The sequence below is a fragment of the Salinisphaera dokdonensis CL-ES53 genome (assembly GCF_040361215.1).
Lineage (GTDB): Bacteria > Pseudomonadota > Gammaproteobacteria > Nevskiales > Salinisphaeraceae > Salinisphaera > Salinisphaera dokdonensis.
In genome coordinates this window covers 722,367-743,256 of record NZ_APND01000002.1, presented here as the reverse complement: position 1 = coordinate 743,256, position 20,890 = coordinate 722,367, and the positions used below count along the sequence as shown (strand labels likewise).

At 64.7% G+C, this 20,890-nt stretch carries 17 protein-coding genes; 7 read left to right on the top strand and 10 right to left on the bottom strand.

Features of this window, described 5'->3' with window-relative positions:
• Nucleotides 1-17 precede the first annotated feature (17 nt).
• The 4 genes from SADO_RS09270 to SADO_RS09255 all read right to left on the bottom strand — a co-directional run bounded on the left by SADO_RS09270 (nucleotide 18) and on the right by SADO_RS09255 (nucleotide 5,610).
• Entirely contained in the window at nucleotides 18-1,652 is a 1,635-nt protein-coding gene (locus SADO_RS09270) for a peptide ABC transporter substrate-binding protein (protein ID WP_353110896.1), read from the bottom strand.
• A gap of 101 nt (nucleotides 1,653-1,753) precedes the next feature.
• Nucleotides 1,754-3,667, bottom strand: a complete 1,914-nt coding sequence (mnmG, locus tag SADO_RS09265; RefSeq protein WP_353110895.1) for a tRNA uridine-5-carboxymethylaminomethyl(34) synthesis enzyme MnmG — start codon at nucleotides 3,665-3,667, stop codon at nucleotides 1,754-1,756.
• A 92-nt stretch (nucleotides 3,668-3,759) separates the two neighbouring features.
• On the bottom strand, nucleotides 3,760-5,172 hold the full coding sequence (locus SADO_RS09260) for a DUF945 family protein (protein WP_353110894.1): 1,413 nt from the start codon (nucleotides 5,170-5,172) through the stop codon (nucleotides 3,760-3,762).
• A 36-nt stretch (nucleotides 5,173-5,208) separates the two neighbouring features.
• Nucleotides 5,209-5,610, bottom strand: a complete 402-nt coding sequence (locus tag SADO_RS09255; RefSeq protein ID WP_353110893.1) for a GFA family protein — start codon at nucleotides 5,608-5,610, stop codon at nucleotides 5,209-5,211.
• Between the two features lie 97 nt (nucleotides 5,611-5,707).
• On the opposite strand from SADO_RS09255, the gene SADO_RS09250 reads away from it, so the two are divergent.
• Nucleotides 5,708-7,423 carry a sugar phosphorylase gene (locus SADO_RS09250; RefSeq protein ID WP_353110892.1) on the top strand — a complete coding sequence of 572 codons (1,716 nt, stop codon included), beginning with the start codon at nucleotides 5,708-5,710 and terminating at the stop codon, nucleotides 7,421-7,423.
• A 97-nt stretch (nucleotides 7,424-7,520) separates the two neighbouring features.
• Here SADO_RS09250 and SADO_RS09245 read toward each other — a convergent pair whose 3' ends face one another.
• The 3 genes from SADO_RS09245 to SADO_RS09235 form a co-directional block, all read right to left on the bottom strand.
• The gene (locus tag SADO_RS09245; RefSeq protein WP_353110891.1) at nucleotides 7,521-8,783 is read right to left on the bottom strand and encodes a GGDEF domain-containing protein; all 1,263 of its coding nucleotides are present in this window, start codon (nucleotides 8,781-8,783) and stop codon (nucleotides 7,521-7,523) included.
• 137 nt (nucleotides 8,784-8,920) lie between these two features.
• A complete protein-coding gene (locus SADO_RS09240) occupies nucleotides 8,921-10,153 on the bottom strand; it encodes a glycosyltransferase family protein (protein WP_353110890.1) in 1,233 nt (410 codons plus the stop codon).
• A gap of 12 nt (nucleotides 10,154-10,165) precedes the next feature.
• Entirely contained in the window at nucleotides 10,166-10,990 is an 825-nt protein-coding gene (locus SADO_RS09235; protein ID WP_353110889.1) for an HAD-IIB family hydrolase, read from the bottom strand.
• A 170-nt stretch (nucleotides 10,991-11,160) separates the two neighbouring features.
• On the opposite strand from SADO_RS09235, the gene SADO_RS09230 reads away from it, so the two are divergent.
• The 5 genes from SADO_RS09230 (at nucleotide 11,161) to SADO_RS09210 (ending at nucleotide 16,543) form a co-directional block, all read left to right on the top strand.
• The gene (locus SADO_RS09230) at nucleotides 11,161-11,841 is read left to right on the top strand and encodes a response regulator transcription factor (protein ID WP_353110888.1); all 681 of its coding nucleotides are present in this window, start codon (nucleotides 11,161-11,163) and stop codon (nucleotides 11,839-11,841) included.
• Between the two features lies 1 nt (nucleotide 11,842).
• Entirely contained in the window at nucleotides 11,843-13,126 is a 1,284-nt protein-coding gene (locus SADO_RS09225) for a sensor histidine kinase (RefSeq protein WP_353110887.1), read from the top strand.
• Between the two features lie 86 nt (nucleotides 13,127-13,212).
• Nucleotides 13,213-14,310 carry a glycosyltransferase family 9 protein gene (locus SADO_RS09220; RefSeq protein WP_353110886.1) on the top strand — a complete coding sequence of 366 codons (1,098 nt, stop codon included), beginning with the start codon at nucleotides 13,213-13,215 and terminating at the stop codon, nucleotides 14,308-14,310.
• A 68-nt stretch (nucleotides 14,311-14,378) separates the two neighbouring features.
• Complete coding sequence (locus SADO_RS09215) at nucleotides 14,379-15,368, top strand: chorismate transformation FkbO/Hyg5 family protein (protein ID WP_353110885.1); 990 nt, start codon at nucleotides 14,379-14,381, stop codon at nucleotides 15,366-15,368.
• 65 nt (nucleotides 15,369-15,433) lie between these two features.
• The gene (locus SADO_RS09210; protein ID WP_353110884.1) at nucleotides 15,434-16,543 is read left to right on the top strand and encodes a glycosyltransferase family protein; all 1,110 of its coding nucleotides are present in this window, start codon (nucleotides 15,434-15,436) and stop codon (nucleotides 16,541-16,543) included.
• A gap of 31 nt (nucleotides 16,544-16,574) precedes the next feature.
• Here the strand turns inward: SADO_RS09210 and SADO_RS09205 are convergent, their stop codons facing one another.
• The 3 genes from SADO_RS09205 to SADO_RS09195 form a co-directional block, all read right to left on the bottom strand.
• A complete protein-coding gene (locus tag SADO_RS09205; protein WP_353110977.1) occupies nucleotides 16,575-17,099 on the bottom strand; it encodes a gamma-glutamylcyclotransferase family protein in 525 nt (174 codons plus the stop codon).
• A gap of 117 nt (nucleotides 17,100-17,216) precedes the next feature.
• Nucleotides 17,217-17,933, bottom strand: coding sequence for an RNA polymerase sigma factor FliA (fliA, locus tag SADO_RS09200; protein WP_353110883.1), 717 nt, complete (start codon nucleotides 17,931-17,933; stop codon nucleotides 17,217-17,219).
• A 326-nt stretch (nucleotides 17,934-18,259) separates the two neighbouring features.
• The gene (locus SADO_RS09195) at nucleotides 18,260-19,606 is read right to left on the bottom strand and encodes a sigma 54-interacting transcriptional regulator (RefSeq protein ID WP_353110882.1); all 1,347 of its coding nucleotides are present in this window, start codon (nucleotides 19,604-19,606) and stop codon (nucleotides 18,260-18,262) included.
• A gap of 121 nt (nucleotides 19,607-19,727) precedes the next feature.
• Between SADO_RS09195 and SADO_RS09190 the strand changes: the two genes are divergently transcribed.
• Nucleotides 19,728-20,873 carry a glycerate kinase gene (locus SADO_RS09190; protein ID WP_353110881.1) on the top strand — a complete coding sequence of 382 codons (1,146 nt, stop codon included), beginning with the start codon at nucleotides 19,728-19,730 and terminating at the stop codon, nucleotides 20,871-20,873.
• Nucleotides 20,874-20,890: the final 17 nt, after the last annotated feature.

Here is a 20,890-nt window from a genome sequence, read left to right as displayed (position 1 = left end):
GACGGTCGTCGAGCCTCTCACGGCTCGATCGACAGATCCTTGCTGTAGTAGGAGTCGAGCGGGTTGCCCTCGAAGCCCTTCACGTAATCCTTGATCAGATACTTGCTGACATAGAAATAGATCGGGATCACCGGGCTGTCGCCCAGCAGCGTGGCCTCGGCCTGTTTCATCACCTTCTGGCGTTCCGGGCCGTCCGGCATATGCGCCTGTTTTTCCTGCAGCCGATCGTACTCGGCGCTCGCGTAGCCCGTGCCATTGAGGCCGAACTTGGAATTCATCAGCTCGAAGAAAGTGTTCGGATCGTTGTAGTCGCCGATCCATGCCAAGCGGTAGGCCTCGGTGCTGGCGCCCTGGCGGACGCTGTCGAGGAAGACCTTCCATTCCTCGTTGCGCAGGGTGACGTCGGCGCCGAGCACGCTGCGCCACATCGAAGCGATCACGGATGCAATCTTCTTGTTGCCCTCGCCGCTGTTGTAGCGGATCTCGACCTTGAGCGGCTTGTCCTCGGAATAGCCGGCCTTTTCATAGAGCTCGCGCGCCTTGGCCTGGCGATCGGTATCGGACAGCGTGGCCCACTTGAACTTGGCGCCGGCATAGCCCTCGACCACCGGCGGGATCCAGCCATAGGCCGGAATCTCGTCGCCGCGGGTGATCTTGTCGACGATCACGCGGCGGTCGATCGCCATCGACATCGCATGCCGCAGCTCAGGCGAATCCTTGAACGGCGGGCGGCGCAGATTCAGACCGTAGTAGTAGACCCCGAGCGTGGGCTGGGTGTGCAGCTGCGCCGGGATGTACTTTTCGATCGCGTCGTATTGCGAGATCGGCACCTTGGTCGCCCAGTCCAGCTCGCCGGCCTGATAGCGCGACAGCGCAGAGTTTTCGTTGGTGATCGGGTAATACTCGACCCGGTCGATGGCGGTATTGGCGTCGTCCCAGTATTCGCTATTGCGCTCCAGGCCAATCATCGAGTTCACCCGCCAGCTCGCCATCTTGTAGGCGCCATTGGTGACCGCGTTGCCGGGCTGGGTAAACGCCGCGCCGTAGGCTTCGACCGCTGGACGGTAGACCGGATAGCTGATGCTGTGCGCCAGGGTGCCGAGGAAATACGGTGTCGGCGCCTTGAGCGTGATCTCGAGCGTCTTGTCATCGAGCGCGCGCACGCCGAGGCTTTCGGTCGGCTTGTCGCCCTGGATGATGTCGTTGGCGTTGACGATCGGCGTATGCAGCTGGGCATACGGCGAACCGGTGACGGGATCGACACTGCGCCGCAGGCTGTAGACATAGTCCTGGGCCGTGAGCGGCTCGCCGTTCGACCAACGCGCGTTATCGCGCAGCGTGAAGGTATAGACCAGCTTCTGCTCGCCGACTTCCCAGGATTCGGCGTCTGCCGGCACGATCTCGCCGTCCGGCGCGATCTGCACCAGCCCGGCATAGAGATCGCGAAGCACATTGGCCGCGGGCACGCTACGCGCCTGGTGCGGGTCCAGGCTTTCCGGCTCCGCACCATTGCCGCGACGCAGGGTGGTGCTGCCGTCGTCGTGAATTTCCGGCGTGTTCTTGACCGGGAATTGCTCGGATTTGTCGCTGCTGCAGGCCGTCAGACCGACGCAGAGAAACAGCAGGCAGAGCAGGATTCGACGAGACAGCATGCGCAGACAATAACCAGCTTGGGATGCGCGCTCAGACTACACGAAAGACGCGCTGTTCGAATGCCCTGGCGCTACGCGCCGGGCGCGCAGGAACACCGTGATCAGGCGCTTTTCTGTAGCGGCGCTCCGGTTTTCTTCAGATGCACGAGCAGCAACGAGATCGCGGCCGGGGTCATGCCCGGAATCCGCGACGCCTGACCGAGGGTGGCCGGGCGGACATCCTCTAGCTTGCCCCGGAGTTCGTTCGACAGGCCGGAGACCGCCGCATAGTCCATCTCTCGCGGCAGCGCAGTCGCCTCGTGGGCCTTGGTCTTCTCGATCTCGGCCTGCTGGCGATCGATATAGCCGGCATAGCGGGCCTGGATTTCGACCTGCTCGCCCACGGCCTCGGCATCTTCCGCGTCGAGATGCGCCAGCGCCGGCGCGCCGACGGTTTCGATCGCCGCCACCTGGGCATGGGACACACCCGGGCGCTTGAGCAACTCGGCGGCCGGTAGCGCCTGCTTGAGCCCATTGCCCAACCAGGCCGCGCCGTGGTCGGCGCCAAGATCGGCCGGCTTGACCGTGATCTTCGCCAGCCGCGCCTGCTCGGCGGCGACGGCTTCACGACGTGCTTCGAACACGGCCAGGCGGTCGTCACCAACCAGTCCGAGTTCGCGACCGATCGGCGTCAGCCGGGTATCGGCATTGTCCTCGCGCAGCAGCAGGCGATGCTCCGCGCGCGAGGTGAACATGCGATAGGGCTCGATCGTGCCGCGCGTGATCAGGTCGTCCACTAGCACGCCGAGATAGGCCTCATGGCGGCCCGGCCACCAGGGCGCGCGATCTGTCGCCGCGCGGGCCGCGTTGATGCCCGCAAGCAGCCCCTGGGCCGCGGCTTCTTCGTAACCGGTCGTCCCGTTGATCTGGCCGGCGAAATACAGGCCGCCGATGGCTTTGGTTTCCAGCGTGTAGTTGAGCGCACGCGGATCGAAATAGTCGTATTCGATCGCATAGCCGGGGCGCGTGATATGCGCGTTCTCGAAACCGGCAATCGAGCGCACCACCTGCAGCTGGGTCTCGAACGACAGGCTGGTGGAGATGCCGTTGGGATAGACCTCGGCCGCGGTCAGGCCTTCCGGCTCGATGAATATCTGGTGCGAATCCTTGTCGGCGAAGCGCACCACCTTGTCTTCGATCGACGGGCAATAGCGCGGGCCGACCGAATCGATCTGGCCGGAATACATCGCCGACTCGCCGATGTTGTCGCGGATGATCTCGTGAGTGCGCTCGTTGGTGTAGGTGATATGACAGCTCACCTGGCGCGGATGCTCGGCGCGCCGGCCCATGAACGAGAACACCGGCGCGGGCGTATCGCCCGGCTGCTCGGCGAGCTGCGAGTAGTCGATGGTCTTGGCGTCGATCCGCGGCGGCGTGCCGGTCTTGAGCCGGCCGACCGGCAGGTCGAGCGCACGCAGACGCTGGGACAGCGCGTTCGAAGGCGCATCACCCGCGCGGCCGCCACCGAAGCGCTCGTGGCCAACATGGATCGTGCCGCCGAGGAACGTGCCCACCGTGAGTACGACCGTGGGCGCATGAAACGTCAGTCCCATGGCGGTTTCGACGCCGGCGACGTGGCCATTCTCGACCACCAGATCAGCCACCGACTGCTGGAACAAATGCAGGTTCGGCTGGTTCTCGACCATCGAACGCACCGCGGCCTTGTAGAGCGCGCGATCGGCCTGGGCGCGGGTGGCACGCACGGCCGGGCCCTTGCGGGCGTTGAGAGTACGGAACTGGATGCCGCCACGATCAGCCGCGCGGCCCATGACGCCACCCAGCGCATCGATCTCGCGCACGAGATGGCCCTTGCCGATCCCGCCGATCGCCGGGTTGCAGGACATCTGGCCGATGGTTTCGATATTGTCGGTAAGCAGCAGCGTGCGCGCACCGGCCCGTGCGGCCGCGGTTGCGGCCTCGGTACCGGCGTGACCACCGCCGACGACGATGACGTCGAATTGCGTCTGACTGCTCATATGCGCACCTGTCGGGCCCGGCCTGCCGCGCCGTAGCGCGGCGACCTCGAATCCTTGCTGAACCGCGTAGTGTAACGCCTTGCGCGCTGCGACTACAGCCGTTCGCGGGCGGCCTCGAACTGGTCGACCATCGCCTGCCAGCCGATCTGGTTGCGGCCATTGAGCGTCAGCCGGCCGGCATCGATCGTCAGATGCAGGCGATAGACAGCGCCGTCGTCGACCGATTCGATCAGGTTCTGCCCCACCAGTTCGGCCAGCGCCTCGTCGATATCGCTTTCTTCGATCGCATAGGGCGAACGTCCGCTGGCAAGCATCACCTGCACCGTAATGTCGCGTGCCAGCCCGGCCGGCAGGCGCGCGTCGAAATTCATGTCCAGCTGCGAAACCACATCGGCAAGCAGGCGCGCCTCGCGCATCTGCTCCGGCGCATTGATACGCAGCTTCGCGCGCACGTCGCCTTGCGGTGTGGTCAACCGCAGGCGCTCGATATCGATACGCGGCGCGCCGGAAAGTAGCGTCGGCAACGTCTCGCCATAGAGCACCGCCCGGGCTTCGGGATCCAATTCGCCGGTTTCCACATCGCGCAACTGGCCCAACTGATCGACCAGCCCGCGCCAGGCATCGATATCGATATCGGTGACTTCGGCCACCAGCATCAACGGGCCGTATTCGCTGTTGTTGATGACTGCCCGCGAGATACGCCCGTCGAGGCGGCCGCTCAAGCGGTCCTCGGCGGCCGGCAGCGGCTGCCATTGCCAGGCCAGCGATTGCAGCAGTGCCGAGAGTCCGAGCCCATCGGCCACCCGCAGGGACTCGGCGCGCAGCACGCCGCCCTCGCGCGTCGCGTTGCCGGCCTGATCCGGCTGACCGAGCCGCGCCTCAAGCGCTCGCCAGGCCAGTTGACCGCCGTTTTCGCCGACGATCCGGAACTGGGGCGCATCCACGCCGGCTTCGATTGCACCGTCACCGAGCGGCACGTTGGCCTGGGCGGTGACCGGCGCGGCATCGATATGCGCAAGCCGGCGCTCTCGCGAGATATCCACGCTGTTGCCTTTGATTCTCAGTCGGGAATGCGCATGGGCCTGAAAACCGACGCGGGTGACGATTTCCAAGGGCGCCAGCGCTGGGTCGAACACCAGCCGCGGCCACAACGACGCCGGGTCGAGCTGCGTGACCGCCACGCCCAGGCTGGGCCGAAACCCCGTCTCGGTATCGACCGGCGCGCCGAACGGCACCGGCCCGTGGTGGATGGTGGTGTCCAGCATCACGCCGGCACAGGGCTGATCTTCGCAGAGCGCGTCGTCGAGCTCGATTCGCAGCTGCGCCTCGGACGAGAACCAGCCACGTTCGAAATCGCTGCTCACCACCCGGGTCAGGCCGGGCCGCTCGAAGCGCGCGATCACGTCGTCGAATTCGCGCTCGAGATAGAAACCGACCAGTGCCGGCGCAGCGGCTGCGATGCCCACAAGCACCAACAAGCCAAGAAACAGCGTCTTGCGGATCATCTTGTATCCGCTCGAAAAAACCTTGGGATCATCGCGTCACTCCGGTCGCGGCCCGGCATGAGCAGGCAGTTCAGGATCGACCGGCCACCAGGGCGCCGCGTCGGCAACAAATGCCTGTTGCGCCGGCCGTACGCCGGGATCCTGATCGAGCGTACCGGCACGCACGCGCACGGCCTCAGGTCGGTCGTCGTGGCGACTGATGATCGGCGAGCCACACCCGCTGCAGAACAGGCGATGCTTGCCCGGCGAGGATTCGTAATCGCGCAGCAACCCGGCCTCGTCGTGCAGCTCGAAGTCGCGCGTGGCCACCGGCAGGTTGCTCGCCAGGGGCCCGCCCTGGGCCTTGCGGCAGCTGCGGCAATGACAGAGCTGAATTTCATCGACCGGGCCGCGAATCGCATAGCGCACCCCGCCGCACAGGCAACCGCCGGTGATCATGATCAAGCCTTCCTGCCGATCCGGAAAATCAGAACCCAATCATAGGGGGGACGCCGGCATAATGCATGCTGGCACGAACCTTGTTTCCGGTTATCCCATGCCCGACGCAAGCTCCCATATGCGCGCACCGCGCGCGGCCCTGATCGACTGGCTCGACCCGCTCTACGGCGAGGACGCGGCCACCGCCTGCGTGGACGCGGCCTCCGATGCCGCCCTGCGCCACGGTCTGCCGGTGGCCTCGGATACCGCGATCGATGCCGCCTTCAACGTCATGATCACCTATGGCGATATCGTCCAGCGTCCGGGCGAGGCGCCGTTGGCCACGCTCAAGTCGTTCATGGCCGAGCATCTGGCCGACTCGATCGCGGCGATCCATATCCTGCCGTTCTATCCGCACAGCTCCGACGACGGCTTTTCGGTGATGGACTACCGCGCGGTGGACACCAAGCTCGGCAACTGGGACGACGTCGCCGCGCTCGGCGAAGACCACCCGCTGATGTTCGATCTCGTGCTCAACCACGCCTCGCGCAAGGGTCAGTGGTTCGCCAACTACCTCGGCGATGTGGACCCGGGGCGCGACTATTTCATCGAGGTCGAGCCGGACACCGACCTTCGCGCGGTGGTACGCCCGCGCAGCACGCCCCTGCTGGCGGAGGTTGCCACCGCGCGCGGCACACGCCATCTGTGGGCAACGTTTTCGGAAGACCAGATCGATCTGGATTTCTCCAACCCGGATGTGCTGTCCGAGTTCATCGACATCATCTTCGAATATGTCGCCCGCGGCGCACGCCTGCTGCGTCTCGATGCCGTGGCGTTCCTGTGGAAGGACATCGGCGGGCCCTGTATCCATCTGCCGCAGACCCATCGGCTGATCAAGTTCCTGCGCGCCCTGCTCGCCCACTACGCGCCCGGCGTGCAGCTGATCACCGAGACCAACGTCCCGCATGTGGAAAACATCTCCTATCTGGTGGACGGCGACGAGGCCCATGTGGCGTATCAGTTCGCGCTGCCGCCGCTGGTCGCCGATGCGCTGCTGAGCGGCGACGCACAGACGCTGACCGGCTGGGCGCACAATCTGCCGTCGCTGCCGACCGGTTGTCATTTCCTCAACTTCACCGCCAGCCACGACGGCATCGGCCTGCGCGCGGTGGAGTCGATCCTGGAAGCCGACGCGATCGAGCATCTGGTCGAAACCGTGCGCGAACGCGGCGGCTTCGTGTCCACCCGCGCGGTGTCGGACGGTTCGCACAAGCCCTACGAACTCAATATCGCCTACTACGACCTGCTCGCCGATATCAGCGAGCGCAATAGTCCAGCGCATATCGACCGCTTCATCTGCAGCCAGGCGATCGCGATGGCGCTGGCCGGCATCCCGGCGCTGTATTTCCACAGCCTGACGGCCACCCACAACGATCTGTCGCGGGTAGAGGAAAGCGGGCGTTATCGCACCATCAACCGGCGCCGCTGGGACGTGGGCGAACTGGAATACCACCTGCGCGGCGAAACCCATCACGCGCGGGTGTTCTCGCGACTGAAGCATCTGCTGGCCGTGCGCGCCCGCCAGCCTGCGCTGCACCCGGAAGCCGCGCAGACGGTTGTTGACCTCGGCCCGCAGCTGTTCGCGCTGCAACGCCGCGGCTTCGGCCAGACCTTGCTGGCGCTGCACAACGTGACCGATCAGCCAGTCAAGGTGGCCACCCATGTGCTGCCGGATGCGCGCGTGCGCCGCAACGTGGTGGCTGCGCAGGGCATCAGCGGCTCGACCCGCTCGATCACGCTCGCGCCCTACGAGGTAGCCTGGATCAGCGATTGACGTCGCGGTTTGGAAAACCGGTCCGAAGAGCCGGCTGGAAGCCATCCCGTCCTGCACGACGCTCGCGGCGGCCGCCGCTGGCCTGACCGCGGTGGACTCAATCGGCCGCCTCGGCCATCTTCTCCCCGACGGGCCCACCGCGATCGAAAAGGCCAACCTTCACGCAATTGCGCCCGGCGGCCTTGGCTTCATAGAGCAAAGCATCGGCACAGGAAAGCACCGCGGATAACGAATCGTGCTGCTGGGGCTGTTCGATGTGACAAAGACCGATACTCACCGTCACGACCGGTGCGACATCGGACGTCTCGTGTACGAGCGCGGCGTCTTCGATCGCTGCGCGCAATGCTTCGGCGTGCTCTTCGGCCTCGTTGGGCCGCCCTTCGATCCAGAAAGTGACGAATTCCTCGCCGCCATAGCGGCCACACACGTCGAGCGGTCTCCGGGCATAGACTTCTATCACCTCGGCGACCCGGCGCAGCGCCTCGTCGCCGGCCGGGTGCCCATAGCGGTTGTTATAGGCGCCGAATTGATCGATATCGATCATCGCCAGGCTGTAGTCGTTGCACTCCCGCACCGCATGGGCGTGGGCGGTGGCCAGCGCGCTTTCCAGGGCATGGCGGTTGAGCAGCCCGGTCAGGCCGTCGTGGCGGGCCACCAGCTGCAACAGCTGACGGTCGAGCCAGCTGCGCCGCAGCACGTATTCGCTCGCGTATTGCAGGTAGGTCGCGAACAGCGCGAGCACGCCGGCCGCAGCCAGGTGGTAGTAATCCGCCGGACTGGAATTCACGAGCCCGATCACGGTGACGCACGTCAGCACCGATAGTGCCGCACCCACCGGCAGGATCACCCAGGACCTTACCCGCCCCAGCGCCACCACGGCCACGAAACCGACGCCAACGAATTCGATCGGGAAATCGGCGCTGTAGCGGTTGAGGATCATGTGATTGGCCAGCAGCCCCACGGTCACGATCGCGAACTGGCCGGTGATCACGAATTCCGTCGCCCGCGACTCGCCACGGCGCAGGCACCAGGCCACGGCCGCGAGCGTCACCGGCACGAGCACGCCGACCAGCAATAGCCGCGACCAGAAGGCCGCCGATTCCGGCACGCCGAAATAGGCCGTATCGAACAATGGGCTGATCAGCAGTACCAGTGCGGCAATCGACAGCAAGGCAATGCGATTGACGCGCGCGGCCCGGTCGTTTTCCGAGCGAAACGCCTGCTCGAGTTCGGCGGTAAAACGCAGCCAGACGAACCCGCGCATGAGCTGTTTCCGGATCAAGCCGATCAAGGCGGGCGCCGATTGCGCCTGCTCGATTTCCCGCGCATCCGCCAGCGCGTCGACGCGCGAACTGCGCATGTTCGTCGTCCTGCAAACAGGTGAAGGGCGTCTAGATAACATGGGCGCCGGCGCTCAAGCTGAACGCTACCGCACCGGCTTGATTTTGCTGCCGTTTGGGCGGGATCGCGTCATCCTGACAGCGAGAAAATGCGCGCCTAGCCTTGCTCGGACTCCGCCTGCGCGTGGTCGGCTTCCACCGCATCGTAGAAACGGTCGAGAAACTCGGGAAACGCAGCGCGCACGCGGTTCCACGTCGGCATGAACGGCACTTCCATCGGATTGGCGATGTACTGCTCGCCAGCCTTGATGATCGCCTCGACGAACACCTCAACGGTCTTTTCTTCCTTGTGCCGATCGTAGGCGAGGCCGTTGATCTGGGCATCGAAATAGAAGCGCTCCACGCTGTCCAGCGCGTTGCGCAGATAGACCGCCTTGATGGTACGGATGGTCTCCGGCGTGAGCACCACGCCGTAGGTGGCCAGCTTTCGATAGAGCGCCTTGGCGATATCCGCGCTCATCTTGGCCAGACCGGTGTCGGCTTCGTGGTCGGAGACGGGCTGGTGCTTGTGGTCGTAGGCGTCGGCGATATCGACCTGGCATATCGCGTTGGGCGTGTAGTTTCGATGCACTTCCGCGAGGATGCCGATCTCCAGCCCCCAGTCACTGGGAATCCGGATGGATTCAGCGACTGAAGCCGTCATTGCGCATTCGCCGGACAGCGGATACCGGAAACTGTCCATATAACGCAGATATTCCATATCGCCGACCACCGTCATCAGCGAGCGCACCAGCGGGGTGACGAACAGACGCGCCACCCGACCGTTGATGTTGCCGTCGGCGATCCGCGCGTAATAACCCTTGGCGAACTTGTAGGTGAAGTTCGGATGCACCATCGGGTAGAACAGGCGCGCGAGCAGGTCGCGGTCGTAGGTCTTGATATCGCAGTCGTGCATGGCAAGCACGCGGCCCGTACCCGAAGCCAGGAAATAGCCCATGCAGTTCCAGACATTGGCGCCCTTGCCCGGACGCTCCGGCGCCAGGCCTTCGGCATCGAGCTGGTCGTAAAGCTGCATCAGCCGCGGGCCATCGTTCCAGAGCAGCCGGTGCGGCTGACCCAACTGCTTGAAGAACCGGTGGGCATGGGCGAACTGGCGCTCGTCCGCCGCGTCCAGGCCGATGATGATCTCGTCTAGATAATCGACTTTCGCGATCTGTTCGACGATGTTCGGCAGCGCATCCCCCTCGAGCTCCGAATACAGGCACGGCAGAATCAGCGACATGGGCCGGCGACGCCCGAACGCGCGTAGCTCGGCCTCGAGCGCCTCGATCGGCCGATCGCCCAGGCGATGCAACGTCGTGATCAGCCCGTTCTGGTGGAAATCAGCCATACCCTCTCCTCGTTATTGGATCTCTTGTCGTGCGATCAGCTCTTCGATCGCCGCGCGCCAGCCGGCGGGACCGATACCCGCGGCATGACGGATCGCGCCACCGGCCGGACCGTAGTGGCTGCCGTCGGGGCGTGCGATCCAGTAACCGATATCCGCGGCGGCGAGCATGTCGGCATCGTTGCCGCTGTCGCCCAGCGCTATTGCAAGAATCGAGCCGTCGCGCGCGGCATAGCGGCTGCACAGCCAGTCGAGCGCATCGCCCTTGTGGGCATGGCCGAGCACATGCACGAAGCGACCGCCTTCGCGCGCGACATAGCCCGCTGCCTCGACCGCCGTCATGAAGCGCTCGCGCGCGCTGTCGCTGTCCTGCCAAAGCAGCGGCTCGGAGGCGTTGCGTTCGAGCGCCCGACCGGCGCCGGGCCGATCCAGGCCGGTCGCCGCGATCACGTCATCGGCACTCATCTCGGCGAAGCCCTGAAACCGAAAGCCGTGGCGCGCGCGCAAAACCGTGGCGAGCTCGACCAGTTCCTCGCGCGGGGCACCGAGGGTGGTGAGTTCAACCGGCGTATCGGCACCGCAGGCCACGCCGTCGAAATAGCCTCGCGGTACCGCGACCGCGCCGCCGTTCTCCACCGCGAAGGGATGCCCGTTGCGCAGTTCGATACGCAGCGCCGCCACCTCCGCGGCGGTCTTGCTGGTGACGATGCATACCGGCACATCGCGTGCGGCCAGCGCGTCGAGCGCGGGTTGCGCCGCCGTCCAGCCGTAGTCGTGATGATCAAGCAGGGTCGCATCCAGATCGGTGAACACGACGGCAGGGGAACGGCGATGGGGCATCGTGGGTCTATCGACTACCAACAGGAAAAGCTTCTGCCGCAGTGTAGAACACCGCCACCCTGCAGACCGGCGCACGAATAAAGATAAAATAATCCAATGAGACCAGTTTCCACACGGCAAACCGTTGCATGCGGCCACACCGTCCGCATTCGCACCGGCCGGGAGATCGCATGCGCATACTCGTGATCGAGGACAACGAGGATCTCGCCGCCAACATCATCGAGTTCCTGTCGGCGCGACACCACATCATGGACAGCGCCACCGACGGGGTAACCGGCCTGCATCTGGCCGTAGTGAACGACTACGACGCCATCGTGCTCGATCTGATGCTGCCCGGTATCGACGGCCTGGACCTGTGCGCCCGCCTGCGAGGCGAAGCCGATCGGCAGACGCCGATTCTCATGCTCACCGCGCGCGACACCATCGACGACAAGCTCGCCGGCTTTGCTTGCGGCGCCGACGATTACCTGATCAAACCGTTTTCGCTGCTCGAACTCGATGCCCGGCTGACCGCTATCGGCAGCCGCGGACCGCGGCGCAGCCAGCGTGTGCTGCGGGTCGCCGATCTGGTGCTCAACCTCGACACTTGGCAGGCCGAGCGAGAAGAAACACGTATCGCGCTCACGCCGACCGCGCTGCGACTGCTCGAAGTGCTCATGCGGGCCTCACCGCGGCTGGTGCGTCGCGCCGAACTCGAAGCTGCGATCTGGGGCGACCATCCGCCGGACTCGGAAGCACTGCGCACCCATATCCATGCCCTGCGCGCCGCAATCGACAAGCCCTTCGATACCGCGTTGCTGCATACCGTGCCGACCATGGGCTATCGACTGATCGCGCCGGACGCGGCATGAAATGGGGCCCAGCGACGTGCTGAAACGCCGCCTGGACAGCCTCCAGTTCCGCGTTACCGCGGCGCTGGCGTTGTTCGTCGCCATGATGGCGACAGTGATGGTGATGGCCCTGTTCGCGATCAACGAACGGCTCGAAGACGACCTGCTCGCCGGCATCGTGGCCCACGAGGTCAACGAACTGGAAACCGAGTACGCCGCCGAAGGCGCAGCCGCGTTGCCGAATTCGGCCACTATCAAGGCTTTCGTCGTCGAGCCCGACGGACTCGACGAGCTGCCGCCGCCACTGCGCAGCCTGCCGACCCATCATCCGGGCATGGATCTGACCTTCAACGATCGCAGCTATCGTGTCGCCACCACGATGATCGAGGGCAAACGCGCCTTTCTCGCCTACGACGTGACCGCAATCGAGGCGCGCGAGTCACTCTTTCGCACCGTGCTCATCGTGGCTGCGATGATCGTGGTTGCGCTCGCTCTGCCGCTGGGCACCTGGATCGCCCGCATCAGCCTCAAGCCGATCAACCGGCTGGCAGAGCACGTCGCCAGCCTGCAACCGGAGGTAGCCAGCCACGATCTTGCAGCCCATTTCGACGGGTTCGAGGTCGGCGTGATCGCGCGTGCCTTCGATCGCTTCATGCAACGGCTCGACGGCTTCGTCGAGCGCGAGCGCAGCTTCACCGCCGATGCCAGTCACGAACTACGCACACCGCTGGCCGTCATCCAGGGCGCCCTCGAAGTGCTGCAACAGGATCCGCGTACGGCCAATAGCGCGCCGTTGACGCGGATCGAGCGTGCCAGCCGGCAGATGGCGGAGTTGATCGAATCGCTGTTGTTCCTTGCTCGGGACGAAGGCCGCAGCCACGACGGCGTGGAGCCCGACTGCCGTGCGGAGAGCGTGGTCAGCGAAGTGATCGACGCCTATCGACCCATGCTTGGCAACAAGCGCTTGCAAGTGCCCGCACTGGATGCCTGTCGCGTGGCTGCGCCGCGTATCGCCCTGGTCATCGTATTCGGCAATCTGTTGCGCAACGCACTGCGCCACGGCGGCGATACCGTGCGCGTGACGCTGGCCGATGGAGTGCTGAGCGTCGCCGACGACGGTGACGGCATGGGACGAGAGCAGCTGCAGCACGCCTTCGAGCGCGGCTACAGAAATGGCCAAGGCGCGGGGCTCGGTCTGGGGCTGTACCTCGTCAAGCGCGTGGCCGACCGTTACGACTGGCCGCTCCGCCTGACCAGTCGGCCCCACGAAGGCACACGCATCGAGGTACGGCTTCGCGAATCTTGATGGAATCTTGATCTCGTATTCACGATTCCGGGAGTGCCGCGCATTCAACATGGCGATCAATCGAGGCTCGCAGGGGACACGCGGTCATGACAGGCCAATCTAGGAACGTGAATGCCAAAAGCCTGAAGCGGTGGATCAAGCATCAGCGCCGCAACAACCGGGGGCGGCTGAACCGCCTGCTCACGCGACTGCTCGGCACTACCGAGCCTCGCCGGCGTCCGCTCGTGGGTGATACCCGCCGGGTCCTGGTCGTACGGCTGAACAAGCGCCTGGGCAATATCCTGTTCCTGACACCGATGCTGCGGACCCTCGCCGCATCGCTGCCGGCCGCCACCATCGATGTCGTGATCCAGGACGCGCGTCAAAAACCTCTGCTCGAGACATTGCCCGGCATCGGCCGGGTCTGGGTCCATGAAAAATCGTTTGGCGCTACGCTGAAACTGCTGCGCCAACTGCGCGCACGCCGTTATGATCTTGCTATTGATCCGAGCGGCAACTCGGCGAGCAACCGTCTGGCCCTTGCACTGTCGAAAGCGCGCCAGCGCATGGGTTTTGCCACCGCGAACCAATGGGTTCCGCTCAGCCACGCGGCCTCGCGACCGGGTAGCCGCCATCAGGCAAAACAGGCTGTGGAACTGCTCGAGTCTGGCGTTACCGAAACTGAATGGCAGCGCTTCAACACGCTCGCTGTCTTCCCGGGCGCGGAGGCCGAGAGGTCAGCGCAGCAACATTGGGATCGCGCTTTCAGGGAGCTGACGAGCCCATCGCCCGTGGTGGCCTTTTTCACGCAGGCGACCGGCAACAAGCAGCTCGATGACGACTGGTGGGCGGATTTTCTCGAGCAGGTCGCCGAAAAGCTGCCCGAGGCCCACTTGTTGCAGATCTGCCCGCCCGGCGCACCCACGCCGACCAGCATGGCCAGCGTATGTATCGCAGAGCTCGACGTGCTTGCCGCCACGCTCAGCCGGGCCGACGCCTTCGTTGCTGCCGACAGTGGCCCGATGCATCTGGCAGCCGCGGCCGGCGTGCCGGTGGCCGGCCTGTTCAAGGCGACGAATCCCGCGGCCTATGCCCCGCTCGGCCCGGGCTGCGTGTCGCTGGCCGGCGAGACGCTGACCCCGGAGCATACCGTCGAGGCAGTTCGCGGAATGCTTTCGAAACAACCCAACCGCGGCGCTGCCTGAACGCTGGTTCGGTCGACGACTGCGGGCTAGACTGCTGCGCTGACGCGATCCACGCCACCGCTTATCGCATGCCCGACGTTCCAACCACTGACGCCGCCGTGCGTTGGCACCCGCTCGACTCCACCTCGCCCGACGCTCTCGCGCCGAGCGCGGCGCATGTGTTGGCGCGTGTCGATCACCGGCCGGATACACAATGGTTCAACTGCCCGCTGCCCAGCCTCGGCGGCGACTTCGATAGCGAATTCTGGACCGTCGATACCGAAGTCACCCACGGCGAAGCGCACGGCTGGGCCTATTCCTGCAGCGACCGCATCGCTTTCGCGACACGCCATATCGACGACGGTGGATGCCTCGACAACCCGCAGGCGATCCAACAGGCGGCCTTCGATGCCTACACGCAGCTGTTCGCCCTGCAACGCACGCTGGGCCTCGCTCATGTACAGCGCGTCTGGCATTGGCTTTCGGGCGTGACCGCAGGCAAAGGCGACGACCAGCGCTACAAGCGCTTTTGCCGCGGCCGCGCGGAAGCCCTCGACATGCCCGATCACGGAATGACCACGCTGCCGCCCGCCACCCTGGTGACCGGGCACCAGCGCGGGGTACGAATGCACGTGCTGATTGGCGATCAGCCGTTCACCCCGGTCGAGAATCCGCGCCAGATCAGCGCCTATGACTATCCGCGCCAATACGGCGCACGCGCGCCGGCGTTCGCCCGAGCCGGACGCGTTGATCTCGCGGGCACGCCCTATTTCCTTATATCCGGCACGGCCAGCATCATCGGACATGAAAGTCGGCACGTGGACGATGTCGCCGCCCAGACGCATGAAGCGCTCGACAACCTCGTAGCCGTAATGAAAAGCGCCAACGCCTGGGATGAGGACAAGGGACTGGCCACGCTCGAGTGCCTCAAGGCCTATGTCCGCGACCCGGACGATGCAGCGGCTATCCTGGCGATCACACGGGCGCGGGCACCGGGCGTGCCAGTTGCTCTCTTGCACGCGCCGCTGTGTCGCGAGGAACTGCTCATCGAGTTTGAAGCGCAGATGCCCATGGCCTGAACGCCGTCACAAATTCGTCATGGCCCGCGCCGATACTGGCGCGGAAATACGAAACGGCTAACGCCATGCGAATTGCCTATACCGTGATGGGCTACGGACGCGGCCATGCGATGCGTACCGCAGCCGTACTGCCAGGCCTGGAACGCGACCACGAGGTCCGCGTATTCGCCGGGCGCGACGCGCACGACATGCTCGCCCGCGATCACGACAGCGTCGAGATCCCCGTGATCGGCTACCAGTACGGCAGCCATGGGCGTATATCTTCCCGTCGCACTCTCATGCGCAATGCCCCGCTGGTCGCCGACCTCATGGCAGCCGGCCCGCGTACCCGAGCGGTCTGGCAACAGATGGCGGATTTCGCGCCGGATATCGTGATCTCCGACTCGGAAACCTACGGGCATCGCTTCGCCCGCCATCACGGCATTCCGCGGATCGGCTTCGATCATGTCGGCATCATGGCCTATTGTCACTGCGACTTCGCGCCAGGCGACGCGCTCGCCGGTATCCGCGACGGCCTCGGCTATCGCGCCTTCATAGGCGACCCGGACCGCGTGATCGTGTCCAGCTTCTACCCGGCGCGTCCGCGCCGGGACACGGTTCAACTGGTCGGTCCCATCCTGCGCGAGCCGGTGCGTAATGCCGCGCCGTACCGCGGCAACCGGGTGCTGGTCTATCTCAACAAGGGCGCGCATCAGTACACCGCCGCAGTCGATACCGCGCTGCGTGCCTGCGGGGAGAACGTGATTATCTACGGCACCACGCATCGCGGCACGAGTGCCAACCTCGAGTTCAAGGCACCGTCGCAGCAGGGCTTCATCGACGATCTCGCCGCGGCGAAGGCCGTCGTCTCGACCGCCGGCAACCAGTTGCTCTCGGAAGCGATTTATCTCGGCAAACCGGTACTCGCCCTGCCCGAGGACGCTGTCGAACAACGTCTCAACGCCCAGGCGGTGCGCACCATGGGTGTAGGCACCAGCGCCGCGCTGCACAAGCTATCGCTCTCCTGCCTCGGTGAATTTCTGGAAAACGGCGATGCCCATGCCGCGGCCACCGCCGCACATCGCAGCGACGGTCTTCCGGCGGCCGAAGCCGCACTACGCCGCCATATTCATGCGCTGTCGCGCACCCCACGCCCGGCGCCGGGGGCACTGGCGCGACTGACCGGCGCTTATTGAGCGCGCGGTAGTTCCCGCGCGTACGCCGGCGTCACCTCAAGGCGCTTAAGCGTATGTTGGTCGCAGTGTGCCGAAGGATACGGCGGTTCATCTCCGCACGCTCGGCATTCGGGTCAGGCTGGCATGGCACGGATTCAAGCGCGGCGAGATAATCGGCCGGCAAACCGTGCTCGTGACCGCCATGAACGACAAAGTCTCGATACCACTCGAAAGGCACGAGTTCATCATCTAGGTATTCGGAGCGACCGCGATAGGTGGCCGCACGTATCGGCCCATCAGGCGTGCCGATTTCGAGTTCCAGGAATGTATAGGGCGGTCCTTCGGCTGCATGCAGGCGATCGAGCCGGTCAGCGTCAAGCTCGTAGAGCGCGCCGTGGACAATATCGCTGTGGTCGCCGGTATGCAGAATATTGCACTTGCCCGACTCGTCGCTGCCGCTCAGGTGGAAATGCAATTGATGGCTCGGCAACCAGCCCCGCCCGACGGGACGGACCGTGGGAACGCGCTCGGCAAGGCGCGCGGTCAACATATTCGAGCCGTAGGCGAAGTAGAACATCAGCAACAAGCAGGTCGATTTCAGCCTGTCAGCTTACCGCGCGGCCGCGTGTGGACAACAGAATAAAAGAGACCGCCCGAAGGCGGTCAGAACACGACGGAGGAGTAGGAATTCGAATCAGGCGGCTTCGCCCACGAGCGCGCGGATCTGACGGATCGCGCGACCGTGCAGCTGACAGATGCGTGATTCAGAAACACCCAATTGCTCGGCAATCTGGCGCAGATTCTGACCGCTTTCGTAGTAGAGATGCATCAACAGCTGCTCGCGCTCGGGAAGCTCGACGGCGGCACGCTGGATGGCTTCACACATGTCCTGATACTCGACAGCCGCTTCCGGCGCGAATCTATCGCCGGCCGAGACTTCGAGTGCGGGCTGATCGGACAGCGCCGAGTCGAGACTACCGACGTGCGCCAGCGCGACGTCGTCACACAGGCGACGGTATTCGTTGAGCGGCATGCCCATCTCTTCGGCCACCGCGGTGCTCGCGGCGGCGCGACCGCAGCGACGCTCGACATCGGCACGCGCCTGTTTCACGGCACGCGCCGCACGATGGAGCGAACGCGGCGCCCAGTCACCCCGGCGAATCTCGTCAAGCATCGCACCCCGAATACGGATGCCGGCAAACGTGGAGAAGCTGGCCTCCTCGTCCGGCTGGTAACGCTCCCATGCTTCGAGCAGTCCAATGGTGCCTGCCTGGATCAGGTCCTCGATCTGGACACAGTCCGGCAGGCGCTGATGCAGACGCCAGGCGATGCGCTTGACCAGTTCCAGGTTCTCGTCAACAACGAGGCCGATGTCCTGCATCGGGCTGCGATTCTGAAGTGCCGCGTACATGGTGTCCCCTCGAAACGAGCGAGCTGTCCTGTGCCCGCATGGTTGTTCTGTGTCGCCCGGCGCGGCGAAAAGCCGGCACCCGGGTGACGTGTTGATCGTTCTTACAGGACTGGTCTAGCAAGGGACGTGCCGTTATTCCAGCCTTTTTATTTCAGTAACTTGCAACTTGTTATGACGAAACGCGGCAAATTCGGGATTTTTTTCCTGCTCACGGACGACAATAAAATGACACGTTACGTCACTTTTAGACAAAACGCGGCATTTGTGCAAGCACAATACATAGGTGACATGGAGCCGTGCCGGTCAGCACAGCGTGCGCGGGCGTGTCAGTCGGAGCTGATGCCGTAGCGGCGCAATTTCTCGGTGAGCGTCGTGCGACGCAGTCCCAAGGCGCGGGCGGCATGCGCCACCACCCGATCGTTGCGATCGAGTGCCTGCTCGATGAGCCGTTTTTCCAGATGCTCGACCAGTTCGCGCAGGTCGACGCCATCGCTGGGCAGGGCCATCGCCGAAATTTGCGTTGCCGGCGCTTGCCCGCCGTCGGGTAGAGACTCGGGCGTCATGAGGGCCACATCGAGCGGGTGCAGATGTGCGTCAAGCGTGCCGCGGTCCACCGTTTCATGAGGATAGAGAATCGCCAGCCGTTCGATCACATTCGATAGCTCTCGAATGTTGCCCGGCCAACCATAGGATTTGAGCCGCGCCATAGCGATCGCGTCGAATCGCGGCCGGCCGCCCGGCAGCCCGGCACCCAGCGCCTCGATCAGAGCCGTCATATCCGCGATGCGCTCCCGAAGAGGCGGAAGGCGTATGGGGAACACTGCGAGCTGAAAGAACAGATCGTTGCGGAAAGCACCGGTCTCCATCACGTCTACGAGGTTGCGGCGACTGGCGGCGATGATTCGCACATCCCTGGCTTGCGTTCCCGGCTCACCCACGCGTTTGTAGCGCCCATCCTCGAGCACCCGTAGCAGCCGCGCCTGACACGCCAGACTCAGATCCGCGACCTCGTCGAGCAGCAAGGTGCCACCCTCGGCCATCTGGAAATAGCCACTTCCCGTACCCGTCGAGCGCGGCCCGGGCTCGCCGAACAGAACAGCATCCAGAGCCTCGTCTCGCAGCGCGCCGCAGTCGACCACCACGAAATCGCCCTGGCGGCCCGAGCGCCGGTGAATGTCGCGGGCCGCCACTTCCTTGCCTACGCCGCTTTCACCAAGCAGCAAGACTGTTGTCCCCTTGTTTGCGACCCGCTCGATCAAGCGATGCACGTGGCGCATTGCCGGTGTCGAGCCCGTCAGGCCCGACCCCGTGGCCTTGCCCGCAAGCACTCCGCGAACGCTATCGAACAGTTCAGCCGGGGACGTATCCGTATGTAGTACGGCACGAAACTCTTCGCGGCGCGCCACGGGTGTATCGCTCACGAGCACGCAAGGCAGCTCACGCGACAAAGCCTGAGCAGCGTCGCGCACGCGATCACCCACACCGAGATCGAGCACCACGGCCATTCGATAGATCGCATCGAGGCGGCCGGTTGCGTAGGCTAGCTCGGAAGGCCGACTGAACCCGAACGCAATGCCTTGATCAAACAGGTAATCGAGCACAGGCGCAGCGGCTTCACGGCTCGCTGCAACGACCAGCACCGATGCGCTATGATCGACGAAGGCCACTGCCACAGGCGTACTCCGGCTTGAAAGTTGTCGACAACATTTTCGAATAGCCCGTCAAAATGACCTGCCCACCTACTGCTTATACCCAATACTCAAACCATAGCGCGGCACGGCGACCGGGCGCATCATGATGCGCGCGCCTCGCATCGTACTCGCTCCGGACAGCTACAAGGGCAGCGCCAGCGCGCTGGAGATCGCCCATGCGCTCGGCGAAGGTCTCCAGATCGTGCTCCCCGAAGCACGCCTGACGCTGTCGCCGATGGCTGACGGCGGCGAGGGCACACTGGACTGCATTGCCGCGTCCGCGCCCGGCCGCTGGGAGCAGGTCACGATAGACGCTATCCATGGCGTGCCCATCGACGCACGCTGGTACCGGACCGAAGACGGTCGCGCGATCATCGAGTCCGCCGAAGTCCTTGGCCTGCCGCTGATCGAAGCCAGCACCGACGCCCCGCCATTGCAGGGACGCGGCAGTGCGGCGCTCGGGGCGCTCGTTTCTGCAGTGCTCGATACTGGTGTTCACCAACTCTGTATCGGCCTCGGCGGCAGCGCCTGTAATGATGCCGGCCTGGGGTTGCTTCTGGCGCTTGGCGCGGTGGGCAAAGATGCCAACAACGCGCCGGTCGCACCAACCATGGAAGGCCTGCTCGCGCTCAACACGCTCGATCTTTCCGGGCTCGATCCGCGCCTGTCGAAAACGACTATTCAAGTCCTGTGCGACGTGGACAATCCGCTGCTCGGCGAGCGCGGCGCAAGCCGGGTCTACGGCCCGCAGAAAGGCCTTACGGATGCAGATATCGATGCCGTGGAGTCGGCCTTTCAACGCATGGCTGAACTGGGCAATGCGCAGGAGTCGGCGCGCGCCAACGGCAGCGGTGCAGCGGGCGGCCTCGGCTTCGCCCTCGCGCTGATCGGCGGCCAGTTGTTGCCGGGCGCGAATACGCTGATGGACATGACCGGCCTGCGGGACGCTCTGTCCAGCGCGGATCTGGTCATCACCGGCGAAGGCCGCTCCGACGAACAGACGCTGTCCGGCAAACTGCCTCTTGCGATTGCCGGTGCGGCGCACCCCACGCCAACCGCACTGCTATCCGGCGATATCGCCCCGACGGCGGCAGCCGATTTGCAATCCCATTTCGCGGGCTGTTTTACCCTCGTGGAACGCGCCGGCTCGGTCGATGCCGCGCTAGCGGAGCCGCTGCACTGGGTGAGAGAGGCCGCGACTCACATCGGGGAATCTATCGACACACTGATTGCGGCCGGGCAGCGCTAGCTGCCCGGCCGGCGCGC

Excerpts from the sequence above, each read along its gene's own strand:
- SADO_RS09270 (WP_353110896.1), bottom strand. The coding sequence starts at position 1,652 with ATGCTGTCTCGTCGAATCCTGCTCTGCCTGCTGTTTCTCTGCGTCGGT.
- mnmG (WP_353110895.1), bottom strand. The coding sequence starts at position 3,667 with ATGAGCAGTCAGACGCAATTCGACGTCATCGTCGTCGGCGGTGGTCAC.
- SADO_RS09260 (WP_353110894.1), bottom strand. The coding sequence starts at position 5,172 with ATGATCCGCAAGACGCTGTTTCTTGGCTTGTTGGTGCTTGTGGGCATC.
- SADO_RS09255 (WP_353110893.1), bottom strand. The coding sequence starts at position 5,610 with ATGATCACCGGCGGTTGCCTGTGCGGCGGGGTGCGCTATGCGATTCGC.
- SADO_RS09250 (WP_353110892.1), top strand. The coding sequence starts at position 5,708 with ATGCCCGACGCAAGCTCCCATATGCGCGCACCGCGCGCGGCCCTGATC.
- SADO_RS09245 (WP_353110891.1), bottom strand. The coding sequence starts at position 8,783 with ATGCGCAGTTCGCGCGTCGACGCGCTGGCGGATGCGCGGGAAATCGAG.
- SADO_RS09240 (WP_353110890.1), bottom strand. The coding sequence starts at position 10,153 with ATGGCTGATTTCCACCAGAACGGGCTGATCACGACGTTGCATCGCCTG.
- SADO_RS09235 (WP_353110889.1), bottom strand. The coding sequence starts at position 10,990 with ATGCCCCATCGCCGTTCCCCTGCCGTCGTGTTCACCGATCTGGATGCG.
- SADO_RS09230 (WP_353110888.1), top strand. The coding sequence starts at position 11,161 with ATGCGCATACTCGTGATCGAGGACAACGAGGATCTCGCCGCCAACATC.
- SADO_RS09225 (WP_353110887.1), top strand. The coding sequence starts at position 11,843 with ATGGGGCCCAGCGACGTGCTGAAACGCCGCCTGGACAGCCTCCAGTTC.
- SADO_RS09220 (WP_353110886.1), top strand. The coding sequence starts at position 13,213 with ATGACAGGCCAATCTAGGAACGTGAATGCCAAAAGCCTGAAGCGGTGG.
- SADO_RS09215 (WP_353110885.1), top strand. The coding sequence starts at position 14,379 with ATGCCCGACGTTCCAACCACTGACGCCGCCGTGCGTTGGCACCCGCTC.
- SADO_RS09210 (WP_353110884.1), top strand. The coding sequence starts at position 15,434 with ATGCGAATTGCCTATACCGTGATGGGCTACGGACGCGGCCATGCGATG.
- SADO_RS09205 (WP_353110977.1), bottom strand. The coding sequence starts at position 17,099 with ATGTTCTACTTCGCCTACGGCTCGAATATGTTGACCGCGCGCCTTGCC.
- fliA (WP_353110883.1), bottom strand. The coding sequence starts at position 17,933 with ATGTACGCGGCACTTCAGAATCGCAGCCCGATGCAGGACATCGGCCTC.
- SADO_RS09190 (WP_353110881.1), top strand. The coding sequence starts at position 19,728 with ATGATGCGCGCGCCTCGCATCGTACTCGCTCCGGACAGCTACAAGGGC.